The organism is Paracoccus kondratievae (assembly GCF_009301415.1).
In the GTDB taxonomy this organism is placed as follows: Bacteria; Pseudomonadota; Alphaproteobacteria; order Rhodobacterales; family Rhodobacteraceae; genus Paracoccus; species Paracoccus kondratievae.
On record NZ_CP045073.1, the window covers coordinates 557,604 to 578,302 of the forward strand.

The 20,699-nt window shown below is 63.2% G+C and carries 19 protein-coding genes; 11 read left to right on the forward strand and 8 right to left on the reverse strand.

Annotation, left to right across the window (positions count from 1 at the left end; translation table 11 throughout):
• Positions 1–108 precede the first annotated feature (108 nt).
• The 6 genes from F8A10_RS14055 to F8A10_RS14080 all read left to right on the forward strand — a co-directional run bounded on the left by F8A10_RS14055 (position 109) and on the right by F8A10_RS14080 (position 6,899).
• Complete coding sequence (locus F8A10_RS14055; protein ID WP_010398031.1) at positions 109–1,608, forward strand: replicative DNA helicase; 1,500 nt, start codon at positions 109–111, stop codon at positions 1,606–1,608.
• Complete coding sequence (locus tag F8A10_RS14060; RefSeq protein ID WP_010398028.1) at positions 1,605–1,967, forward strand: DMT family protein; 363 nt, start codon at positions 1,605–1,607, stop codon at positions 1,965–1,967. Before F8A10_RS14055 ends, F8A10_RS14060 begins: the two co-directional genes overlap by 4 nt.
• Before the next feature lie 64 nt (positions 1,968–2,031).
• Positions 2,032–3,240: a multidrug effflux MFS transporter gene (locus F8A10_RS14065; protein WP_010398025.1), complete on the forward strand. Its 1,209-nt coding sequence runs from the start codon at positions 2,032–2,034 to the stop codon at positions 3,238–3,240.
• A 57-nt stretch (positions 3,241–3,297) separates the two neighbouring features.
• A complete protein-coding gene (locus tag F8A10_RS14070) occupies positions 3,298–4,692 on the forward strand; it encodes a helix-turn-helix domain-containing protein (RefSeq protein WP_152367632.1) in 1,395 nt (464 codons plus the stop codon).
• A 439-nt stretch (positions 4,693–5,131) separates the two neighbouring features.
• Entirely contained in the window at positions 5,132–6,412 is a 1,281-nt protein-coding gene (locus F8A10_RS14075) for a M23 family metallopeptidase (RefSeq protein ID WP_085502469.1), read from the forward strand.
• Entirely contained in the window at positions 6,402–6,899 is a 498-nt protein-coding gene (locus tag F8A10_RS14080) for a bactofilin family protein (RefSeq protein ID WP_010398018.1), read from the forward strand. Before F8A10_RS14075 ends, F8A10_RS14080 begins: the two co-directional genes overlap by 11 nt.
• Before the next feature lie 52 nt (positions 6,900–6,951).
• Here F8A10_RS14080 and F8A10_RS14085 read toward each other — a convergent pair whose 3' ends face one another.
• The 4 genes from F8A10_RS14085 to F8A10_RS14100 all read right to left on the reverse strand — a co-directional run bounded on the left by F8A10_RS14085 (position 6,952) and on the right by F8A10_RS14100 (position 9,902).
• The gene (locus tag F8A10_RS14085) at positions 6,952–7,806 is read right to left on the reverse strand and encodes a DUF2189 domain-containing protein (protein WP_227493513.1); all 855 of its coding nucleotides are present in this window, start codon (positions 7,804–7,806) and stop codon (positions 6,952–6,954) included.
• 66 nt (positions 7,807–7,872) lie between these two features.
• Positions 7,873–8,367, reverse strand: a complete 495-nt coding sequence (gene coaD / locus F8A10_RS14090) for a pantetheine-phosphate adenylyltransferase (protein ID WP_152367634.1) — start codon at positions 8,365–8,367, stop codon at positions 7,873–7,875.
• Positions 8,368–8,475: 108 nt separating this feature from the next.
• Positions 8,476–8,913, reverse strand: coding sequence for a CBS domain-containing protein (locus tag F8A10_RS14095; RefSeq protein WP_010398012.1), 438 nt, complete (start codon positions 8,911–8,913; stop codon positions 8,476–8,478).
• Positions 8,914–9,008: 95 nt separating this feature from the next.
• Positions 9,009–9,902 (reverse strand): LysR family transcriptional regulator, encoded by an 894-nt coding sequence (locus F8A10_RS14100; protein WP_029372343.1) that lies wholly within the window; start codon positions 9,900–9,902, stop codon positions 9,009–9,011.
• 105 nt (positions 9,903–10,007) lie between these two features.
• Between F8A10_RS14100 and F8A10_RS14105 the strand changes: the two genes are divergently transcribed.
• The 5 genes from F8A10_RS14105 to F8A10_RS14125 all read left to right on the forward strand — a co-directional run bounded on the left by F8A10_RS14105 (position 10,008) and on the right by F8A10_RS14125 (position 15,128).
• Complete coding sequence (locus F8A10_RS14105; protein WP_010398007.1) at positions 10,008–11,507, forward strand: CoA-acylating methylmalonate-semialdehyde dehydrogenase; 1,500 nt, start codon at positions 10,008–10,010, stop codon at positions 11,505–11,507.
• Positions 11,508–11,672: 165 nt separating this feature from the next.
• Positions 11,673–12,818: an acyl-CoA dehydrogenase family protein gene (locus tag F8A10_RS14110; RefSeq protein ID WP_152367635.1), complete on the forward strand. Its 1,146-nt coding sequence runs from the start codon at positions 11,673–11,675 to the stop codon at positions 12,816–12,818.
• Positions 12,819–13,826, forward strand: coding sequence for an enoyl-CoA hydratase/isomerase family protein (locus F8A10_RS14115; RefSeq protein WP_085502466.1), 1,008 nt, complete (start codon positions 12,819–12,821; stop codon positions 13,824–13,826).
• On the forward strand, positions 13,823–14,698 hold the full coding sequence (mmsB, locus tag F8A10_RS14120) for a 3-hydroxyisobutyrate dehydrogenase (protein WP_152367636.1): 876 nt from the start codon (positions 13,823–13,825) through the stop codon (positions 14,696–14,698). Before F8A10_RS14115 ends, mmsB begins: the two co-directional genes overlap by 4 nt.
• Before the next feature lie 106 nt (positions 14,699–14,804).
• Positions 14,805–15,128 carry a hypothetical protein gene (locus F8A10_RS14125; RefSeq protein ID WP_010397998.1) on the forward strand — a complete coding sequence of 108 codons (324 nt, stop codon included), beginning with the start codon at positions 14,805–14,807 and terminating at the stop codon, positions 15,126–15,128.
• A 10-nt stretch (positions 15,129–15,138) separates the two neighbouring features.
• Here F8A10_RS14125 and recN read toward each other — a convergent pair whose 3' ends face one another.
• The 4 genes from recN to ftsZ form a co-directional block, all read right to left on the reverse strand.
• Positions 15,139–16,782, reverse strand: a complete 1,644-nt coding sequence (gene recN / locus F8A10_RS14130; protein ID WP_152367637.1) for a DNA repair protein RecN — start codon at positions 16,780–16,782, stop codon at positions 15,139–15,141.
• 7 nt (positions 16,783–16,789) lie between these two features.
• A complete protein-coding gene (locus F8A10_RS14135; protein WP_010397995.1) occupies positions 16,790–17,632 on the reverse strand; it encodes an outer membrane protein assembly factor BamD in 843 nt (280 codons plus the stop codon).
• A 140-nt stretch (positions 17,633–17,772) separates the two neighbouring features.
• Entirely contained in the window at positions 17,773–18,711 is a 939-nt protein-coding gene (gene lpxC, locus F8A10_RS14140; RefSeq protein WP_085502464.1) for a UDP-3-O-acyl-N-acetylglucosamine deacetylase, read from the reverse strand.
• Between the two features lie 236 nt (positions 18,712–18,947).
• The gene (gene ftsZ, locus F8A10_RS14145) at positions 18,948–20,561 is read right to left on the reverse strand and encodes a cell division protein FtsZ (protein ID WP_010397991.1); all 1,614 of its coding nucleotides are present in this window, start codon (positions 20,559–20,561) and stop codon (positions 18,948–18,950) included.
• Positions 20,562–20,699: the final 138 nt, after the last annotated feature.

Genomic DNA, 20,699 nt, shown 5'->3' on the forward strand with positions numbered 1-20,699 from the left:
AGGGGGCGGCTTTTCGCCTAGCCTTGGCCGGCCCTACAACGCCGTAGACCCGGCCCTTCATAAGGTGGATAACGATGCCCACCGAGTCGAATATCCGGAGCTGATGGGATGAGCGAGTTACGCGCCGTTGAGATCAGAAAGCCCGGCGAAATCGCCGAGGCCGCAGCCGAGCAAGCAGTACCGTTCTCGATCGAGGCCGAGCAGCAGCTTCTTGGCGCGCTCCTGACCAATAACGAGGTTTATGACCACGTTTCGCGCATCGTTCAGGCCAAGCATTTCTACGACCCTGTCCACCGCCGCATCTATGAAATCTGCGCCGAGCGCATCGCCCGCAACGCGCTGGCCAGCCCGGTGACCATCAAGGCGTTCATGGAACATGACGCCGGGCTTAAGGAGCTGGGCGGACCGGCCTATCTGGCCCGTCTTGCCGGAGCGGCGATCTCATCCCACGCCGCGCGCGACTATGCGCAAATGATCCGGGAATTCGCCCTGCGGCGCGAGCTGATCTCGCTGGGGCAGGATATCTCGTCCCGCGCGGCGACCATCGCAGTCGATGATTCCGCCGAAGAGCAGATCAAAGAGGCCGAGCAGGTGCTTTACAAGCTCGGCGAACAGGGCGTGGCCGAGCGTGGTTTCCAAAGCTTCCTTGCCGCGGTGACGGGCGCGCTGAACGCCGCCAATGCCGCTTTCAGCCGTGGCGGCGGGCTGTCGGGCATTTCGACCGGGCTGATCGACCTTGACCACAAGATGGGCGGGTTGAACCGTTCGGACCTGATCATCCTTGCCGGGCGGCCCTCGATGGGGAAAACCTCGCTGGCAACCAACATTGCCTTTAACGTCGCGCGGGCGCATCGGCTGGGCGAACTGCCCGACGGCACCCATGGCACGGTTGCGGGCGGTGTCGTCGGCTTCTTCAGCCTTGAGATGTCGGCCGAGCAGCTCGCCGCACGTATCCTTTCCGAGGCCGCCGAAGTACCAAGCGAGGCGATCCGCCGCGGCGACATGACCGAGGATGAGTTTCGCCGCTTTGTCAAAGCAGCCCACGATCTGCAAAACTGCCCGCTTTACATCGACGACACCCCGGCGCTGCCGATCAACCAGCTTGCCGCCCGTGCCCGCAAGCTTAAGCGCACCATGGGGCTGGATCTGCTGATCGTCGACTATTTGCAACTGCTGCGCGCCACCTCGGCCAAGGACAGCCGCGTCAATGAGGTGAGCGAGATCACCCAGGGCCTAAAGGCTGTCGCCAAAGAGCTGGACATCCCCGTCATCGCCCTGTCGCAGCTGTCCCGTCAGGTCGAGTCGCGCGACGACAAGCGCCCACAGCTTTCTGACCTGCGCGAATCCGGCAGTATCGAACAGGACGCTGATATCGTCATGTTCGTCTTCCGTGAGGAGTATTACCGCGAGCGCGAAAAGCCCGCCGATCACGATCTGGACAAGATGGCCTCCTGGCAACAGATCATGGAGGCCTGCCATGGCAAAGCCGAAGTGATCATCGGCAAGCAGCGCCACGGTCCCATCGGCACGGTCGAGCTGTCCTTTGAGGGCCGCTTCACCCGCTTTGGCAATCTGGAAAAACACCGCAGTTGGGACCGGTCTGAATGAACCTGCCCGTCTCTGTGACGACGATCGGTCTGCTGACCGCATCAAACCTGTTCATGACGGTCGCCTGGTACGGGCATCTGAAGTTCAAGGCCACGCCCCTTTTTCTGGTCATTCTGATCAGCTGGGGCATTGCCTTTTTCGAATATGTCCTGCAGGTGCCCGCAAACCGTATCGGCTACGGCCATTTCAGCGCCGCCCAGCTAAAGACCATCCAAGAGGTGATCAGCCTGTCGGTCTTTGTGCTGTTTTCTTGGGTGTGGCTTGGCGAAAAGCTGACCTGGAACGTGGCGGCGGGCTTTGCCTGCATCTGTCTTGGCGCCTTTCTGATCTTTCACAATTTCGGCGGTTCGGGCCATTAAATCTGACAGGGCCGTGTCAAACAGCCGATTGCCTTTGCCCGCCTAGAGGGGCAAAGGTGCGTGCATGAACAGCATGGCTTCCCCCAGCCCGCGCCGTCCCAGCATTCTGACCCTGGTCTCGATCTCGGCGGCGGGCGCCCTTTCGATGAATATCTTCCTGCCCTCGCTGCCGGCCATGGCGCGGGATTTTGGCGTGGAATACGGCTTCATGCAGCTTTCCGTCTCGGCCTTTCTTGGGGTCAGCGCGGTGCTGCAACTGCTTTGCGGCCCGATCAGCGACCGCTTTGGCCGCCGCCCTGTCGTGCTTGGATCATTTGCGATCTTTCTGCTTGCGACTATCGGGGCGCTGCTTGCACCGACTGCGGGCTGGTTCATGCTGTTCCGGCTAATTCAGGCGGTGGTGACCACCGGCTTTGTCATCAGCCGCGCCGTGGTGCGCGACATGGTCCCGGCTGAACAGGCCGCCAGCATGATCGGCTATGTGACCATGGGCATGTCGCTGGTGCCGATGGTTGCGCCCACGCTTGGTGGTATCCTGGACGAAACCCTGGGTTGGCGCGCCAGCTTTGTCGCGATGGGTCTGGCCGGGTTTGCCGTCATGACGCTATGCGCGGTCGACCTTAAGGAAACCGCGCGCAGCGGGGGGGTGCCGCTGGCCCAGCAGCTGGTGACCTATCCCATCCTTGCCCGCTCGCGCCGGTTCTGGGGCTATGCGCTGACTGCGACGCTTAGCGCCGGCTCGTTCTACGCCTATCTCGGCGGCGCGCCCTTCGTCGGGCAGGTGGTGCTGCATCTTTCACCGGCCGAGGTCGGCTATTGGTTCGCCGGCCCCTCTATCGGCTATGCGCTGGGGAATTTCCTGTCCGCGCGCTATTCGACCCGGATCGGCATGAACCGGATGATCCTTGCCGGAGCGGTGATCTGTTCTGCCTTCCTGACCGCAGCTTTGGTGGTCGATATGCTGGGCGGGCTGACACCGCTGGTCTTTTTCGGCTCGGTCGCCTTTATGGGCCTGGGCAATGGCATGCTGCTGCCGAACGCCAATGCCGGAATGATGAGCGTGCGGCCCGAGCTTGCCGGCACGGCCAGCGGGCTTGGTGGCTCAATGGCCGTTGCAGGCGGGGCGGGACTGGCCGCGCTGGCCGGGATGCTGCTTGACGCTCAATCGGGCGCAGTGCCGCTGTTGACGATCATGGCGGGCTCGGCCATCGCCTCGATCGGCTTCATCATTTGGGTGATGATCCGTGAAAGACAGGTCATCTCGGGCGGCTGACCCTCTTGCCGGAACACCTTTGCAAAGCGTATTGGTTGCTTTGCAAAGAGGAGTCCCATGGCCACGCAAAAGATCTATGCTGGCGTTGCCCTGCGCGAAACCCGCGCACGCGCGGGCCTGACCCAGCGCACCTTCGCCGACCGGCTGGGCGTATCGCTGCCCTATCTGTCGCAGATGGAAAACAACCATCGCCCGGTTTCGGCCGGGGTGCTGCTGAAGCTCGCGTCGGAATTCTCGGTCGATCTGGGTGCGATGGCGGTGGGTGATGCCGAACGCATGGTCATGGATATGGCCGAGGCGCTGGCTGATCCGTTGTTCGACTCGCCCCCGCCCCGCGCCGATCTGCGACTTGCCGCAACCAATGCGCCAGCGTTGGCACGCGCGTTTCTGGACCTTTACCGCGCCCACCGCGAGGGGCAGGAACGACTGGCGGCCCTGGACGAGGCGCTTGGCGCCGGAGCGCAAAACGCCACCCCCTCACCTTGGGAAGAGGTGCGGGATTTCTTTCACTACTGCGACAATTACATCGACGCGGTGGACCGCGCGGCCGAGCATTTCGCCCGCATTCGCCCCGAACTGCGCCCGCTTGACCGCGCTATCGCCGCACTGGCCGAACGCGGGATCGAGGTCACCATGGCCGAGCTTGGCAGCGCCCCGGTCTATCTGCGCGAAGGCAAACGAGTCACGCTGAACGCCGCCGCCGAACCCGCGACACAGGCCTTTCAGCTATTGCACCTGCTGGCGCTGGAAACGCGTAGCGACCTGCTTGAAGCGACGCTGGAGCTTGCGCGCTTCCGCAGCACCTCGGCCCGCGACATCGCGCGACTGGGGCTGGCGAACTATTTCGCCGGGGCCGCAATGATGCCCTATGCGCGCTTTTTGCAAACCGCGCGGGCCGAGCGTCACGACCTCGAAAGGCTGGCCCATCTGTTCCACGCCTCGCTTGAGCAGGTCGCCCATCGCCTCTCTACCCTGCAACGCGGCGGAGATCGCGGCGTGCCGTTCTTTTTCGTCCGCGTCGATCAGGCTGGCACGATCACCAAGCGCCATTCGGCCACCCGGATGCAGTTTGCCCGTTTCGGCGGCGCCTGCCCGCTGTGGAATGTGCATCAGGCGTTCGAGACCCCGGGCCGTTTCCTGCGCCAGTTGGCCGAAACACCGGACGGCAAGCGCTATCTGCTGCTCGCACGCGATGTCTCGAAACCCGGCGGGGCCTTTGGCGCGCCCGTCCGGCGCTTTGCCATCGGGCTGGGATGCGAGATCAGCCATGCGCGCGAGATGGTCTATGCAGACGGGCTGGATATCGGGAACCCGCAGCTTTTTGAACCGATTGGGGTGTCATGCCGCATCTGCCCACGGTCGAACTGCCACCAACGGTCAGTGCCTCCGGTGGACCGCCATATCCGCATCCCGCAGGATCGGCCCGGCCCCCTGCCCTATGAGATCGCCTGAACCGGCGAAAACGCCGAAACCCTGCACTGGTTCCGTCAAAAATTTAGGTCGCCGGGCAGAATCAGTGCTGGCCATCGTGCCCGATCCGATGCCGGGGACGGCTGGTGCCCGGCGAACAGTCGGGATGGCGAGCCTGTGGCAAAACCACCCATGCAATTTCATCGGTCCCGGCAAAAATTCAGCAATCGCAGTAATATACAGCGATTCCATCTCGTTATCAGCAAAACCCAGATTCTCTATCTAGGGCTGCAAGATTTCACCGCACCACCACCGGCGGATATCCACCTGCAACCGCCCGGCGTATCGGCATCAATCCGCCCAAACCCTGCCTAAGCGGCCCGCCCCTGTTGCGCTTTGAGCACAGGTCGGATTTATCCCTGCCCAGCCAAGACCAAAACTGCCCCTGCAGCACGGTCGGAACAACAATGGACCTGGGACATTGCGCATCACCCGTCGCCTGAATTCGGTGCTTGAACGCTGGCTGCCAGAGCAGCGCCTTTTTCTCAAATCGGACAAGAGCACCCGTTTTCTGCGACTGCGGCCCGCAACCCAACTTGCTGCGATCGGCGGTATCACCCTGGTTTTTGGCTGGTCGATCGTCGCCAGTTCTATCCTTGTCATTGATGCGATTGCCCCCAGCGGGGCGCGTAATGGCGCAGTGCATAGCCAGTCCACACTTGAGGCGCGGCTGACCGATCTTTCGGCCGAACGTGATCGCCGTGCCGCCGAAGCTGTGGCAGCGCAGAACCGCTTTGCCGTCGCGCTGGATCAGGTCTCGCGCATGCAATCGCTGCTTCTGGAATCCGAGGCGCAGCGGCGTGAGCTGGAAACCGGCCTCGACGCCGTTCACGCCAGCCTGCAACAGGCCGTAAAGGCCAGCCGCGAGGCTAACGCCGCCAACAGTGAAGCAGCACCCGTCCGCACCGCCGAGTTGCAGGCCGCCCTGGACATCCTTGCCGGTGAGCTGGAGCAGGCCGCCAACGCCCGCGCCGATGCCGTGCAGCAGGCCGAGGACGCGCGCCGCGTGGCCGATGCGCTTGCATTAGAGCGTGACCAGATCGTTGCCCGGAACGATCAGATCCTTTCGCAGCTGGAAGACGCTGTCAGTGTCTCCGTCAAACCGCTTGACGATATGTTCCGTAGCGTTGGCATGAACCCGGACGAGGTCCTGCGCAAAGTCCGTCAGGGCTATTCCGGCCAGGGCGGCCCCCTGAACCCGGTCAGCTATTCGTCCAGCGGCAATGCCGCCATTACTCAGGGCGAGGCCAAGGCGAACGAGATCCTGATCACGCTGGATCAGATGAACAGCTATCGTATCGCCGTCGAAAAAATGCCGCTGGCGATGCCGGTCAAATCGGCCTTTCGCTATACCTCGCCCTTTGGCCGCCGCTGGGGCCGCTCGCATGAGGGCATCGACATGGCCGCTCCGGTCGGAACGCCGGTTTATGCGACAGGCGAAGGCACGGTCATCTTTGCCGGCTGGCAGCGCGGCTATGGCAACCTGATCAAGATCCAGCATGAGCTGGGCACCGAAACCCGCTTTGGCCATTTGTCCAAGATTCGGGTCAAGGTTGGCCAAAAGGTATCGCGCGGCAGCTTGATCGGTGATATGGGCAATACCGGCAGATCGACCGGCTCGCATCTTCATTACGAAGTTCGCGTGAACGGCCGTGCCGTGGACCCTATGCGATTCATCAAGGCAGCCCAGAATGTTTTCTAAGACCCGTGTTACCGAACCAGGCCCCCGTACCCAGCCTACGCCCGAGCCCGAACCCGCGCGCGTCGACACGAGTTACGATATCCCCGCGACCACTGCGCGCACGCGCACGCCGCCTTCGGTGCTGGCGGCGGACCTGACGGTCACCGGCAATATCCAGACCCAAGGTGACATTCAGGTCGAGGGCACCGTGGAAGGCGATATCCGCGCCCATCAACTGGTAGTCGGCGAAAGCGCCACCATCCGTGGGGAAATCGTCGCCGAAGAAGTGGTGGTGAACGGCCGTGTCGTTGGCCGCGTCCGCGGGCTGAAAGTTCGCCTGACCGCCACTGCGCGGGTCGAAGGCGACATCATCCATAAGACCATCGCGATCGAATCCGGGGCCCATTTCGAAGGTTCGGTCCAGCGTCAAGAGGACCCATTGGCCAATGGCGTGACGCCGAAGCTGGCGCCGCCCGTCGCGCGCCCGGTTAGCGACGACTCAGAATAAAAGGTCTGTCGACCTGTGACCGGATCCTGGGCGGCCCATTGGCCGCCCTTTCTCACTCCCAAGCGTCGTCCGGCATCAGCCGCCGGTACATGTGCCAGCTTGCGTGACCCAGCACCGGTAGCGCGACAAACAGCCCCAGAAACAGCGGCAGGATCGCGGCAAACAGCAGCCCGGCGATCACCAGAGCCCAGACCAGCATGACCGGAAAATTGACCGCCACCGCCTGAAAGCTGGCGATGATGGCCGAGATAAGGTCCACCTCACGATCAAGGATCAGCGGCAGCCCGACCACAGAGATCGAGAAAAGCAGCGCAGCCAGCCCGCCACCGACCAGCGTGCCAGTGGCCAGCATTGCAAGCCCCCGTCCCTGCAACACCGCCTCGGCAGATGAGGAGATATTTGTCAGCGCCGATGCGCCCATGAACAGGGCAAAGATGGTATGGGCAGCAAAGACCCAGAACATAAAGAGCAGTAGGATCACCATGGCCATTGAGGGAATCTGCCGGTCTTTTTGCTCGATGACCACCGCAACCACCTCGCGCCAGATCAGCGGCTGGTCCGCCTCGATCCGGCGGCTGACCTCATAAAGCCCCACAGCAGCAAAGGGCGCGATCAGGGGAAACCCGACGATAAAGGGGATAAGCCACCATTCCCGTCCTGCAGCCATGGTTACGGCGGACAGGACCAGCCCGCCCGCGACGTAAAAGGCAGAAAACAGCAGCCCAAAGGCCGGAGCACGCCGGAAATCCCGCCAGCCCTCAGCCAGGGCCGCAGGGATGGCCTCGAACCCGACCACAGCAGGCAATGGAATTTCATCCGGGCCGGGATCCGGTGCGGGATCAGGCAGCGGCGACCGCCCCGGTTCGGGGATCGGGATGGGAATGGGCTTTGGTTCCGAATCGTGCATGGCCAACCGCTCCTCCGTCGCCTGGACAAAGGTTAGCAGGCCAAACATAAAGAAACAGCAAAAGCCTTAGCGCGCGAACCGGCCGACCAGTGCATCCCGGACAGAGGGCGAGACGAATTTCGATACGTCCCCGCCCAACCGGGCGATTTCCTTGACCAGCTTTGACGCAATCGCCTGACGGCGGGCATCGGCCATCAGAAAGACGGTTTCGATGCTGTCGTCCATGGCCCGGTTCATACCGACCATCTGGAATTCATATTCGAAATCGGCCACTGCCCGCAGACCGCGGACGATCACCTTGGCCCCCACATCGCGGGCGCAATCAATGAGCAGGTTTTCAAAGGGATGGACGACAATCTCACCGCCACGCTGGGCTACGATGCGGTCACATTCCTCGCGCACCATGGCGACGCGATCTTCCAGCTCGAACAGCGGTCCCTTGTCGCGGTTGATGGCAACGCCGATCACCAGCCTGTCCACCAGTTCCAGCGCGCGCTGAATAATATCGAGATGTCCCAAGGTGATAGGATCGAAGGTGCCGGGGTATAGCCCGATGCGCATGAAAAGGTCCTTCTCCTCGCCTGATGCCGGCAGTCAAACAGAGTTTTGCAAGAAAATGCAAGGCAGTGAGCCTTTTTTGCCATAACAGCAAAAAAGGCTCCCCGGCAATCAGTTCCCCATGATCATGCCGGTCAGCGCCTCTTTCTCGGCCGCCAACTCTTTCAGCCGGGCCGAAACCGTATCGCCGATCGAAACCAGACCGACCATTTCGCCTTCGTCGTTCACCACCGGCAAGTGACGGAAACGCCCCTGGGTCATGCGGTCCAGAATGACCAACGCATCCTCGCCCGTGGTGCAGGTAATCAGTTTGCGGGTCATCAGTTCGCTGATCGGCAGGGTCAGGACAGCGGCACCGCGCCTGCCCAGTTCGCGCACGATGTCGCGTTCGGACAGGATGCCCAGCGGAATGCGCCCATCCTCAGAGACCACGACCGCACCGATGCGCTTTTCCGAAAGCAGCCTGGCGGCATCGGCCACGCTGGCATCCGGTGCGACGGTGATGATATCGCCGCTAGGCTTCATCGACAGGATCTGAGTAACTAGCATCGCGGTTCCTCCTCGGGTCGGGCTGGCTTAGCTCGTGACCATCAGCGTCACCTCAAGCCGGCCTTGCGTCAAGACTGCTGTTGCAGTGCAGCGTCTCAGGGCACGACCAAAGCCTGAAGGCGCGCGACCTCGGCGCGGATCCCCTGCGCCAGCGCCTCGGCCAGCCGGTTCATGCGTTGCGAGCGGCGGTCATCAGCATGACGGATCAACCAAAAACTGCGTGTCAGCGAAACCTGATCGGTCAGCACCCGCCGCACTCCGGGGCAAAAGGGGATGGCAAAATCATGCACGATCCCAAGTCCCGCCCCTGCCCGGATCGCCTGCATCTGCACAGAAACGGAATTCGAAGTCAGCGCCGCCCATTCCATCCCGGTTTCAGGCAGATAATCCAGTTCCCGGTCAAAGATCATGTCGGCGATATAGCCGATCATGCGATGGCCATGCAGATCCTCGCGTGAGCGGATCGGCGGATGGGCGCGCAGATAATCCTGATGCGCGGCAAGGTGCAGCTGATAATCGGTCAGACGCTGCACCACCAGCCGCCCGGCCTGCGGCTGGGAAACGGCAATGGCCATATCCGCTTCGCGCCGCGACAGGTTAAAGACGCGCGGCAGGGCGATGATCTGAATCTCCAGCCGCGGGTGATCCTGCGACAACTTGGCGCAGACCTGCGGCAGAAGATAGTTCGCGCAACCGTCTGGCGCGCCGATGCGCAACTGCCCGGTCAGGTCCCCGGGACCCGAGAGCGCCTCTTCAGCCTCGCTTAGCGCCGCCTCGACCGCCTCAGCGTGGGGCAAAAGCCGCTCACCCTCGGGTGCAAGCCCGTATCCCTGCGGGGTTTTGACGAAAAGCTTGGCCCCCAGCGATGCTTCAAGCCGCGCCACACGCCGCCCGACGGTAGAGGCATCAATGCCCAGACGGCGCCCCGCGCCCGACAGGCTGTCAGCGCGCGCCACGGCCAGAAAGATGCGCAGATCGTCCCAGTCCATCTTACCCCTTTGCAGAAATGCAAAACGATTTTGCCAGACTTCCTCTTTTTTCGGCAATGCTGCAAGTCTATCATCCGCTCCGACTGGCATTCCTGGGAGGCATTCATGGAAGAACTCAGCCACTGGATCGACGGCAAAGAGGTCAAAGGCACCTCGGGCCGCTTTAGCGATGTCTATAACCCCGCCACCGGCGAAGTGATCGCCCGCGTGCCGCTGGCAACCCCGGCAGAGCTGGACGCCGCGGTCAAAAGCGCCGAAAAGGCGCAGATCGGCTGGGCCGCCACCAACCCGCAGCGCCGCGCGCGGGTGATGATGAAATTCGGTCAGCTTATCCAGGACAATATGGAGCAACTGGCCGAGCTGGTCGCGCGCGAGCACGGCAAGACCCTGCCCGACGCGCGCGGCGATGTGCAGCGTGGCCTTGAGGTTATCGAGGTCTGCATGGGCACCCCGGCGCTGCTCAAGGGTGAATATACCGACAACGCCGGCCCGGGCATCGACCTTTATTCGATGCGTCAGCCGCTGGGCGTGGTCGCGGGCATCACGCCCTTCAACTTCCCGGCGATGATTCCGCTGTGGAAGATGGGCCCGGCGCTGGCCAGCGGCAACGCAATGATCCTGAAACCGTCCGAGCGCGTGCCCTCGACCTCGATCATGCTGGCCAAGCTGGCGCAAGAGGCCGGGCTGCCCGATGGCGTGCTGCAGGTGGTCAATGGCGACAAAGAGATCGTCGACGCGATCCTTGACCATCCGACCGTTCAGGCGGTGGGCTTTGTCGGCTCGACCCCGATCGCGCAATATATCTATGGCCGCGCCGCGACCAACGGCAAGCGTGCGCAGTGCTTTGGCGGCGCCAAGAACCACATGCTGATCATGCCCGACGCCGATCTGGACAAGGCGGCGGATGCACTGGTCGGCGCCGGATTCGGCGCGGCGGGCGAACGCTGCATGGCGATCTCGGTCGCGGTGCCGGTCGGCGACAAGACCGCCGATGCGCTGATCGAACGGCTGGTGCCCAAGATCGAAAAACTGAAGGTCGGCCCCTATACCGCTGGCGAGGATGTCGATTACGGTCCCGTCATCACCAAGGCCGCACAAGAGCGCATCAACCGCCTGATCGGTTCTGGCGTGGATCAGGGCGCGAAACTGGTCGTGGACGGCCGCGGGCTGAAAATCCAGGGCTATGAGAACGGCTTCTTCTGCGGACCGTCGCTCTTTGACAATGTCACGCCCGAGATGGACATCTACAAGGAAGAGGTCTTTGGCCCGGTGCTTTCGACCGTGCGGGCCAAGACCTATGAAGATGCGCTGCGTCTCGTCATGGACAACGACTATGGCAACGGCACCGCGATCTATACCGCCGACGGCGACACGGCGCGCGACTTTGCCAGCCGCGTCAACGTCGGCATGGTCGGGATCAACTTCCCGATCCCGGTGCCGCTTAGCTACTACACCTTTGGTGGCTGGAAAAAGTCGGCATTTGGCGACCTGAACCAATATGGCCCGGACGCCTTCCGCTTCTACACCAAGACCAAGACAGTGACTGCGCGCTGGTTCTCGGGGATCAAGGACGGCGTTGCGCTGAACTTCAAGGCCATGGACTGATGGCGGCGAGGGAGGTGGAAACGCCCCCTTCCATCCCGGACCACCGGGACAGTGCTGGGGCGGGACAACCGCCCCGCCCCTTTGCGCAGGGCTTGCAATACTTGCGCAACATTTTCCGGCCATGTCCGGCACGGCATATCACACGAAAGACATGAGGGAGTGAGCATGGATTTCGCGCTGAGCGAGGAACAGCAGGCGATTTTTGACATGGCCCGGGATTTTGGGGCCACTGAGATTGCCCCCCACGCCCGCGCCTGGGAAGAGGCCGGCGCCATCCCCCGCGACTTGTGGCAAAAGGCTGCCGAACTGGGCTTTGGCGGCGTCTATGTCGCCGAAGAACATGGCGGCACCGGGCTAAGCCGTCTGGACGCGACACTGGTCTTTGAGGCACTGGCCATGGCCTGCCCTTCGGTCGGTTCGTTCCTGTCGATCCACAATATGTGTGGCGGCATGATCGACAAATTCGGCACCGGGGCCAACAAGACCCGTTGGCTGCCCGACCTGTGCAGCATGAAGAAAGTGTTCTCCTATTGCCTGACCGAGCCGGGCTCGGGCTCGGACGCGGCGGCGCTGCGCACCCGGGCGGAGCGTGTCCCCGGCGGGTGGAAGCTCAATGGCACCAAAGCCTTTATCTCGGGTGGCAGCTACTCGGATTGCTATCTGGTCATGGTGCGCACCGGGCAGGACGGTCCGCGCGGCATCTCGACGGTGGTGGTCGAGGCCGGCACCCCCGGCCTTAGTTTCGGCGCGCTTGAACACAAAATGGGCTGGAAGGCGCAACCGACGGCGCAGGTCCAGTTCGACGATTGCATCATCCCCGAAGAGAACCTGATCGGCGAGGAAGGCCGCGGCTTTTCCTATGCCATGGCCGGGCTTGACGGCGGGCGGCTGAATATCTCGGCAGGCGCGCTTGGCGGCGCTCAGGCCGCGCTTGAACAGACGCTGCGCTACATGGGTGAGCGACGCGCGTTTGGCCAGACGCTCGACCAGTTTCAGGCGCTGCAATTCCGTCTGGCCGAGATGGAGACAGCACTGCAATCCTCGCGCATCTTTCTGCGCCAGGCAGCGTGGAAGCTGGACCGCGGAGAGCGTGACGCAACCAAATTCTGCGCCATGGCCAAACTGCATGTGACCGACCGCGCCTTTGATGTCGCCAATCAGTGCCTGCAACTTCATGGCGGTTATGGCTATCTTGCCGATTACGGGCTGGAAAAGATCGTGCGCGATCTGCGCGTACATCAGATTCTGGAAGGCACCAATGAAATCATGCGGCTGATCATAGGCCGCGCCCTGCTGGCGGAGCGTGACTGAATGAATGATATGATCATCCGTAAGGACCGCCGCGCCGGACGGCTGACCTTTAACCGGCCCCAGGCGCTGAACGCGCTGAGCCATGAAATGGCGCTGGCAATCGACGCCGCGCTTAGGGAATGGCGCGACGACCCCGAGGTGGCGCTGGTCATCATCGACGCCGAGGGCGAGCGCGCCTTTTGCTCGGGCGGGGATATCGCAGCGGTCTATCGCGCCGGTCTGGCCGGGGACCACCGCGTCGGACGCGAGTTCTTCCGCGACGAATACATCATGAATGCGCGGATCGCGGAATATCCCAAGCCCATCGTCGCCTTCATGCAGGGCTTTGTCATGGGCGGCGGTGTCGGTGTCGGCGGCCATGCCAGCCATCGTATCGTCGGCGACACGACCCAGATCGCCATGCCGGAATGCGGCATCGGCCTGATCCCGGATGTCGGCGGCAGTTGGCTGCTTGGCCATGCTCCGGGCCGCTGCGGCGAATATCTGGGGCTGACCGCCGCGCGGATGGGTGCGGGTGATGCGATATTCACCGGCTTTGCCGACAGCTATATCCCCGAGGCCGAGTGGCCCGCGCTGATCGAGCGGCTGGCCGAAAGCGGCGATGTGACAGCGATCGGCGCCCACCCCGCGCCCGAGGCGCCGCTTGCAACGGTGGACCTGTCTGCCTTTGCCGGCGAAACCGTAGCCGAGATTGTCGCCGCGCTGGAAACTGCTGGCAATGAGGCCGCCCTGAAACCCCTGCGCCGCAACTCGCCCCTGTCGATGGCGGCGACGCTGGCGCTGGTGCGGGCGGCACGCAAGGATGCCACCCTGCGCGACAGCCTTGCGCGCGAATTGCGCTTTACCGCCCGCGCCACCGCCGGCAGCGACTTTCTGGAAGGGGTGCGGGCGCAGATTATCGACAAGGACCGCAACCCGCGCTGGTCCGCAGACGCGAGTCCCGCGCATGTCGCAGAAATGCTGGCGCCGCTGGGCGCAGATGAACTCATCTGGGAGGAGAACAAATGAAGATCGGATTCGTCGGCCTGGGCAATATGGGTGGCCCAATGGCAGCCAATCTTGCCAAGGCAGGCCATGAGGTCACCGGCTTTGACCTGGCGGCACCGATGCCCGAGGGCGTGACCAAGGCCGCCAGTGCCCCCGAGGCGGCGCAGGGCGCCGAGGTCGTCATCACCATGTTGCCTAATGGCGCCATCCTGCGTGCCGTTGCCGCCGAGGTAATCCCCGCCATGCAGTCGGGCGCGGTCTTGTGCGACTGCTCGACGGTCGACGTGGATAGCGCACGTGCAGTCGCGGCCGATGCGCAGGCGGCAGGGCTGGGCGCACTTGACGCGCCGGTCTCGGGCGGGGTCGGGGGCGCAGGCGCCGGCACGCTGACCTTTATGGTCGGCGGCAGCTCTGCTGCCTTTGAAAAGGTCAGCCCGCTTTTCGACATCATGGGGCAAAAGGCGGTCCATTGCGGCGAATCTGGCGCCGGACAAGCGGCAAAGATCTGCAACAACATGATCCTTGGCGTGACCATGATCGCCACATGCGAAGCCTTTGCCCTTGCTGACAAACTGGGGCTGGACCGGCAAAAGATGTTCGATGTCGTCTCGACCTCTTCGGGTTACAGCTGGTCGATGAACGCCTATTGCCCGGCACCGGGGGTTGGCCCGACTTCGCCCGCAGATAATGGGTACAAGCCCGGTTTCGCCGCCGAGTTGATGCTGAAGGACCTGCGGCTAAGCCAGCAGGCCGCCGAATCCGCCGATGCCGACACGCCGATGGGTGAGCTTGCCGCCGCGCTTTACGCCCGCTTTGTCGACGAAGAGGACGGAAAAGGCAGGGATTTTTCAGCCATGCTGCCAAGATTCGAGGCAAGGCACCGCCACGACTGACACCGCCCGCACCCCGGGGGCCCGGATTTCTCGCATTCGTGAGGGAGCCAATCGGTAGCTTGCGGCGTTTAACCTACAAGCAAGCTTCTTGTGCTAGGCTGGACCCATGTCACGCAATCGCCAGAGCCTGATTCTTATCGTCTGCCTGCTTACCGCCCTTGTTCCGCCCAGCTTTGCGGAACCGGCGGGGCAGGCGAAAGGGGCGGGCAAATCACAGGCCGTCGGCCAATCCCAATCCTCGGCGCTGCGTGTCGGCGACCAGCTGGATAGCGCACGTCTGCATCAGGTGACGCGCCCCGGCCTTTACGGAATGAGTCAGGCCCCCGCCGGCAGCCGCTATGGCATCGTCGATGGAAAACTGATCCGCTATGATCCGGAAAGCGCGCGTGTCCTGTCCATCATCCGACAGGTCGACAAGATCATGGACTAGAGCCCGACGATCAGCCGCGTAGCAACGACCGCGCAGCCTCTTTCGCGGCGGGGGTGATTTCCTCGCCCGACAGCATCCGCGCGATCTCTTCGATACGCTGGCTGTCGGTCAACGCCGCCACCTCTGAAGTGGTCATGCCGCCCTGAACCGACTTCGCCACCCGGAAATGATGGCCGCCCAAGGCCGCAACCTGTGGGCTGTGGGTGACGACCAGGACCTGTGCGTCCTCGGCCAGCCGGGCGAGGCGACGGCCAACCGCATCGGCAGTAGCCCCGCCGACACCACGGTCGATCTCGTCAAATATCAGCACCAGCGCATCATTACCGCGCGCCAGACAAACCTTGAGCGCCAGCAGAAACCGCGACAGCTCACCACCCGAGGCGATGCGGTCCAGTGGCCCGGCAGGGGCACCGGGATTGGTCGCAACGGTAAAGGCGACCATATCGCGTCCCTCTGGCCCCGGATCGCCCTCAGATATCAGGGTCGCAAAGACCGCGCGTTCCATTTTCAACGGGGCAAGTTCGGCCGCCATCGCGGCATCGAGCCGCTTGGCCGCCGCGATGCGCTGCTGCGTAAGGTCAGAGGCGGCGGCGTCATAATGCGCATCGGCCTCGTCTACGGCGGTGCGCAGGCGGGCAATATTATCCTCGCCCGCGTCGATCCGACCCAGACGGCCACGCAGTTCATCCGCGAGCACCGCCAGATCATCCGCCAGAACGCCATGTTTGCGCGCCAGCGCCCGCAGCGCAAAAAGCCGCTCTTCGGTCGCCTCAAGCTCGCGCGGGTCAAACTCCATCGCATCAAGAGCCGCCTCGACGCCTGACACCGCCTCACCCAGTTCGATCAGCGCCCGTTGCAGGGCGGCTGCGGGGCCCTCAAGCCGCCCCTCGGCACGTTCGGCGGCGCCGTCAAGCCAGCGCGCGGCGTCCAGCATCGCGCCCTCGGCCCCCTCTGTGCCCAACGCCTGCAGGGCGCGAACCACGTCCTCGCGGATGCGCTCGGCCCCTTGCATGGCGCGGCGGCGGGTATCAAGCGTGTCCTCTTCGCCCGGCTGAGGATCAAGCTTATCGAGTTCAGCCACCGCATGCCGCAGGAACTCTTCTTCGTCCTTGGCAGCTGCCAAAGCGGCCTCGGCCTCAGCCAATGCGGCCCGCGCCTCGCGCCGGGCGGCCCATGCCGCGCGGGTCGGGCCAAGGTCCACCCCGGCAAAGGCATCAAGCAACAGGCGATGGCCACGCGGGTTCAAAAGTCCGCGGTCATCATGCTGGCCATGCAGCTCGACCAGCACCTCGGACAGGGTCCGCAACACCTCACCCGAGGCGCGCCGGTCGTTGATCCAGCCGGTCTTGCGCCCATCGGCACCGTTCACGCGGCGGATGATCAGTTCATCCGAGACCGGAAAACCCGCCTCATCCAGAAGGGTGCGGGCGGGATGATCGGGCGGCAGGTCAAAGACGGCCGTCACCTCGCCCTGAGTCGCGCCCTGCCGGACCAGATCGGCACGACCGCGCCAGCCGAGGACAAACCCAAGACAATCAAGCAGGATCGATTTACCCGCCCCAGTCTCTCCGGTCAGCACGTTCAGGCCGGGCCGGAACTCCAGCTCCAGCCGGTCGATGAGCAGCATATCGCGGATATCGAGATGCCGCAGCATCGCCCGCTTACAGCCACTTGCCCTGAATGACCTGCCGATAGACACGCGTCAGCCAGCTGTCGCCACGCGCCTCGGGCGACAGGCCGCGACCGCGCAGCTGCGCATAAGCATCGGCATAGAAGGGCGAGGAGCGGAAGTTATGGCCGAGAATCGCCCCCGCCGTCTGAGCCTGATCGTTCAGACCCAGCGCCAGATAGGCCTCGACCAACCGCATCAGCGCCTCGGGCGTGTGCGAGGTGGTCTGGAAGTCCTCGACCACCACGCGGAACCGGTTGATCGCAGCGGTGTAATGGCCGCGCTTGAGGTAGTAGCGACCAATCTCCATCTCTTTGGCGGCGAGATGGTCAAAGGCCAGGTCGAACTTGAGGATCGAGGAACGCGCATATTCCGTATCGGGATATTGCTCGATCACCTCGCGCAGCGCCTGCAGCGCCTGAAAGGTCAGGCCCTGGTCGCGGCCGATCTCGTCTATCTGGTCGTAATAGGACAGCGCCAGCAGGTATTTCGCATAGGCTGCGTCCTCATCGCCCGGATAGGTGTCGATGAACCGCTGGGCCGCGCCCCGCGCCTCTTCGTATTGGCGGGCACGGTGGTAGGAATAGGCCTGCATGATCAGCGCACGCTTGGCCCATTCGGAATAAGGGTAAAGCCGCTCGACCTCAGAGAAATACTTCACCGCATCCTTGGGCTTGCGCGAATTCTCAAGCTCGTACTCGCCGCGCTTGTAGATTTCTTCGGCAGTGAAGTTCTCGAACGATTCGGGTTCTTTGCCGCCCCCGCCCGCGCATCCTGCCAGAAGGCCCAACGACAGCACAGCCGCGACCAAGGAACCCGATCTGATGCCTGTCATTCTACCCTGCCCGTCAGAAATTCATGCCGCCGCATCAGGAAACAGCCCGTGCAGCCTGGTCGTCCTAGCACAGAAAATCTGGTTGCGCAAAATGCCAAAACCGGAAAAACAGCGATGCAGGCTGAAGCCGGCCATCACCTTCAGGCGACGGCCAGCTGACGGGTAGCAGCAGCGATTCGCTGAGCCGAGGCCAGCACCCCTGCACCGGGCAGCCGGCTTTCCATCGTCGGGGTCAGCGTCACCCATTCCCAGGCATCCGGCTGGGCAAACAGGGCCCGCAGCAGCCGGTTGGTCATGGCATGGCCCGCGCGGTGGCCTGTGTAGCGCGCCAGCAGCGGCGCCCCGGCCAGCGCAAGATCGCCGACCGCATCCAGCATCTTGTGGCGCACAGCCTCGTCCCGGTGGCGCAGCCCACCCGGCGACAGCACCTTGTCGCCATCAAAAACCACGGCGTTCAGATAGGTACCGCCAAGCGCCAGACCGCTTTCCTGCATCTTCACCACGTCTGCCTTGCGGCAAAAGGTGCGGCTGTCCATGAGTTCATGCACGAAGGTGCCGTTGGCCATGTCGAGTCGCTTTTCCTGATGGCCGATGGCCGCATCGACAAAGTCGATGTCGAAATGGATCTCAAGGTGATCGGCAGGGGACAGGCGTGCATAAGCCTCACCCTGCTGAACCTCGACCTCGCGCAGCACGCGAATGGCGCGCAGCGGGGCGTTCTGCTGCCGCAGACCCGCCTCAAGAATGCCACGCACGAAGGGTGCGGAGGAACCGTCCAGAATCGGCACCTCGGGTCCGTTCACCTCGACCACAGCGTTGTTGATTCCGGTCCCGGTCAGCGCCGCCATCACATGCTCGACCGTCGAGACGGTCGCCCCCTCGCCATTGTCGAGCAGGGTGCAAAGCTGCGAGGGCGTCACATGGTCCCAACGGGCAGGAATGCGGGCGCCGTCCAGATCGGTGCGCACGAACACAATGCCATGATCCACCGGCGCAGGCAGGATCACCAGCCGCACGGCTGCACCGGAATGCAGCCCGACGCCACGGAACTGCGCTTTCTGAGCAATGGTGATCTGCATGGTCTTACCCGCCGTTCTCTGTTGACGACCCGCGCCGGGAGAATCTCCCCACGGCCGCCAGATTGAGTTAGGCACGCCCTGCAGATTGCTCAATTAACGTTTTGTAACGGCGTGAAACAATCACTCCCCCGGACTGCAACACAGCCTCAAGACCCGGGCAGACTATTGATTTTGCAAATAAAAAGGACCGCCGAAGCGGTCCCCTATGATTCTGCCACAGAAATTTTGTGATCTGCTCAATTGGCCTGACGGCGCAGGAACGCGGGAATTTCAACATTGTCGTCCGAACGATCCGGGCTGGCCAGATCATCGAACCCAGCATCAAAACCGCTGCGATTCCGCGCAGCCACACGCTCACTGACACGTTCGGCGATGGTCGAGGGCGCGGGCTTTTCCGCCTGTTCGGTATGACCCGAGATGCGCTCAAGCATCCGGCTGAGACCGGCCATGCGGCCCTGACCACGCGGCTGCTCGGCGGCCGCCTGCTGGGCGGCCTGACGCTCAGGCGCCTTTTGCACGGCGCGCGCAAGACGCTGCATCACCTCGTCCGACGGGGTACCGGCCGGGGCCTGCGGGCGGCGGGTCGGCGCGACAAAACCGCCAGCGTCACCGTTCAGAACATCGCCGGCCTGAGGCGCAGCGGGGGTCTGGCGCAGTTCCGGCTGATAGGCCGGGCGCGGCATATCGTCGTCTTCGTGCTGCGCGGCAGGCGCGGTGGGCTGAGGGCGCGCAACAGGCTGGTGCAGGGTCGATTCGGCGACCGGAGCGGTACGGCGCGGGGGAACCGGGATATCTTCTTCGACCGCTTTCTGCGTGACCGAAGGGGTCTGGGTCAGCGGCTCGCGCATACCACGGCGCGGGGCCGGGATTTCGGCCACCGAAGCGTCGATGCCGGTCGCCACGACCGAAACGCGGATCGAACCTTCCATCTGGGGGTCGAGGGTCGAACCGACGATGATATTGGCATCGGCATCGACTTTCTCGCGGATCTTCTCGGCCGCCTCGTCCATTTCGAACAGGGTGAGGTCATAGCCACCGGTGATGTTGATAAGCACACCCTTGGCGCCGTTGAGGCTGATTTCGTCCAGCAGCGGGTTGGCGATGGCTTTCTCGGCGGCCTGAACGGCGCGGTTCTCGCCCGAGGCCTCGCCGGTGCCCATCATCGCCTTGCCCATCTCGTCCATCACCGCGCGCACGTCGGCGAAGTCGAGGTTGATCAGGCCCGGACGCACCATCAGGTCGGTCACGCCTTTGACGCCCTGATAAAGCACGTCGTCAGCCATGGCGAAGGCTTCGGTGAAGGTGGTCTTTTCATTCGCCAGACGGAACAGGTTCTGGTTGGGAATGATGATCAGCGTGTCGACAACTTTCTGCAGCTGTTCGACCCCTTCCTCGGCCTGGCGCATCCGCTTGGTGCCCTCGAACTGGAAGGGCTTGGTCACAACGCCGACGGTCAGGATGCCCATCTCACGCGCGGCCTGAGCGATGATCGGGGCAGCGCCGGTGCCGGTGCCACCGCCCATACCGGCGGTGATAAAGCACATATGCGCACCCATGAGGTGATCGACGATGTCCTCGATCGTTTCTTCGGCCGCCTTGGCACCGATGGTCGGCTTGGCACCCGCGCCCAGACCTTCGGTCACTTTCGGGCCCAGCTGGATGCGGCTTTCAGCCTTGGACTGCTGCAGCGCCTGCGCATCGGTATTCGCCACGACGAATTCGACGCCCTCAAGCTGCTTTTCGATCATGTTGTTGACTGCGTTTCCGCCCGCGCCCCCGACGCCGAAGACGGTAATGCGCGGCTTCAGTTCCTGGTCATCATTCAGCATCAGGTGGATCTGCCGTTCCATGTCTCGCCTGCCTTACATCTGTTGCGCCGGACATCTGCGCAGTCCGGTCGAATCCCCTATGGCTCTCAGCCTAGCCAGATTCTCTCCGAGCGTCACCCGAAAAACACAGGTCGCATACCAAATATGGCGGTAATCGCC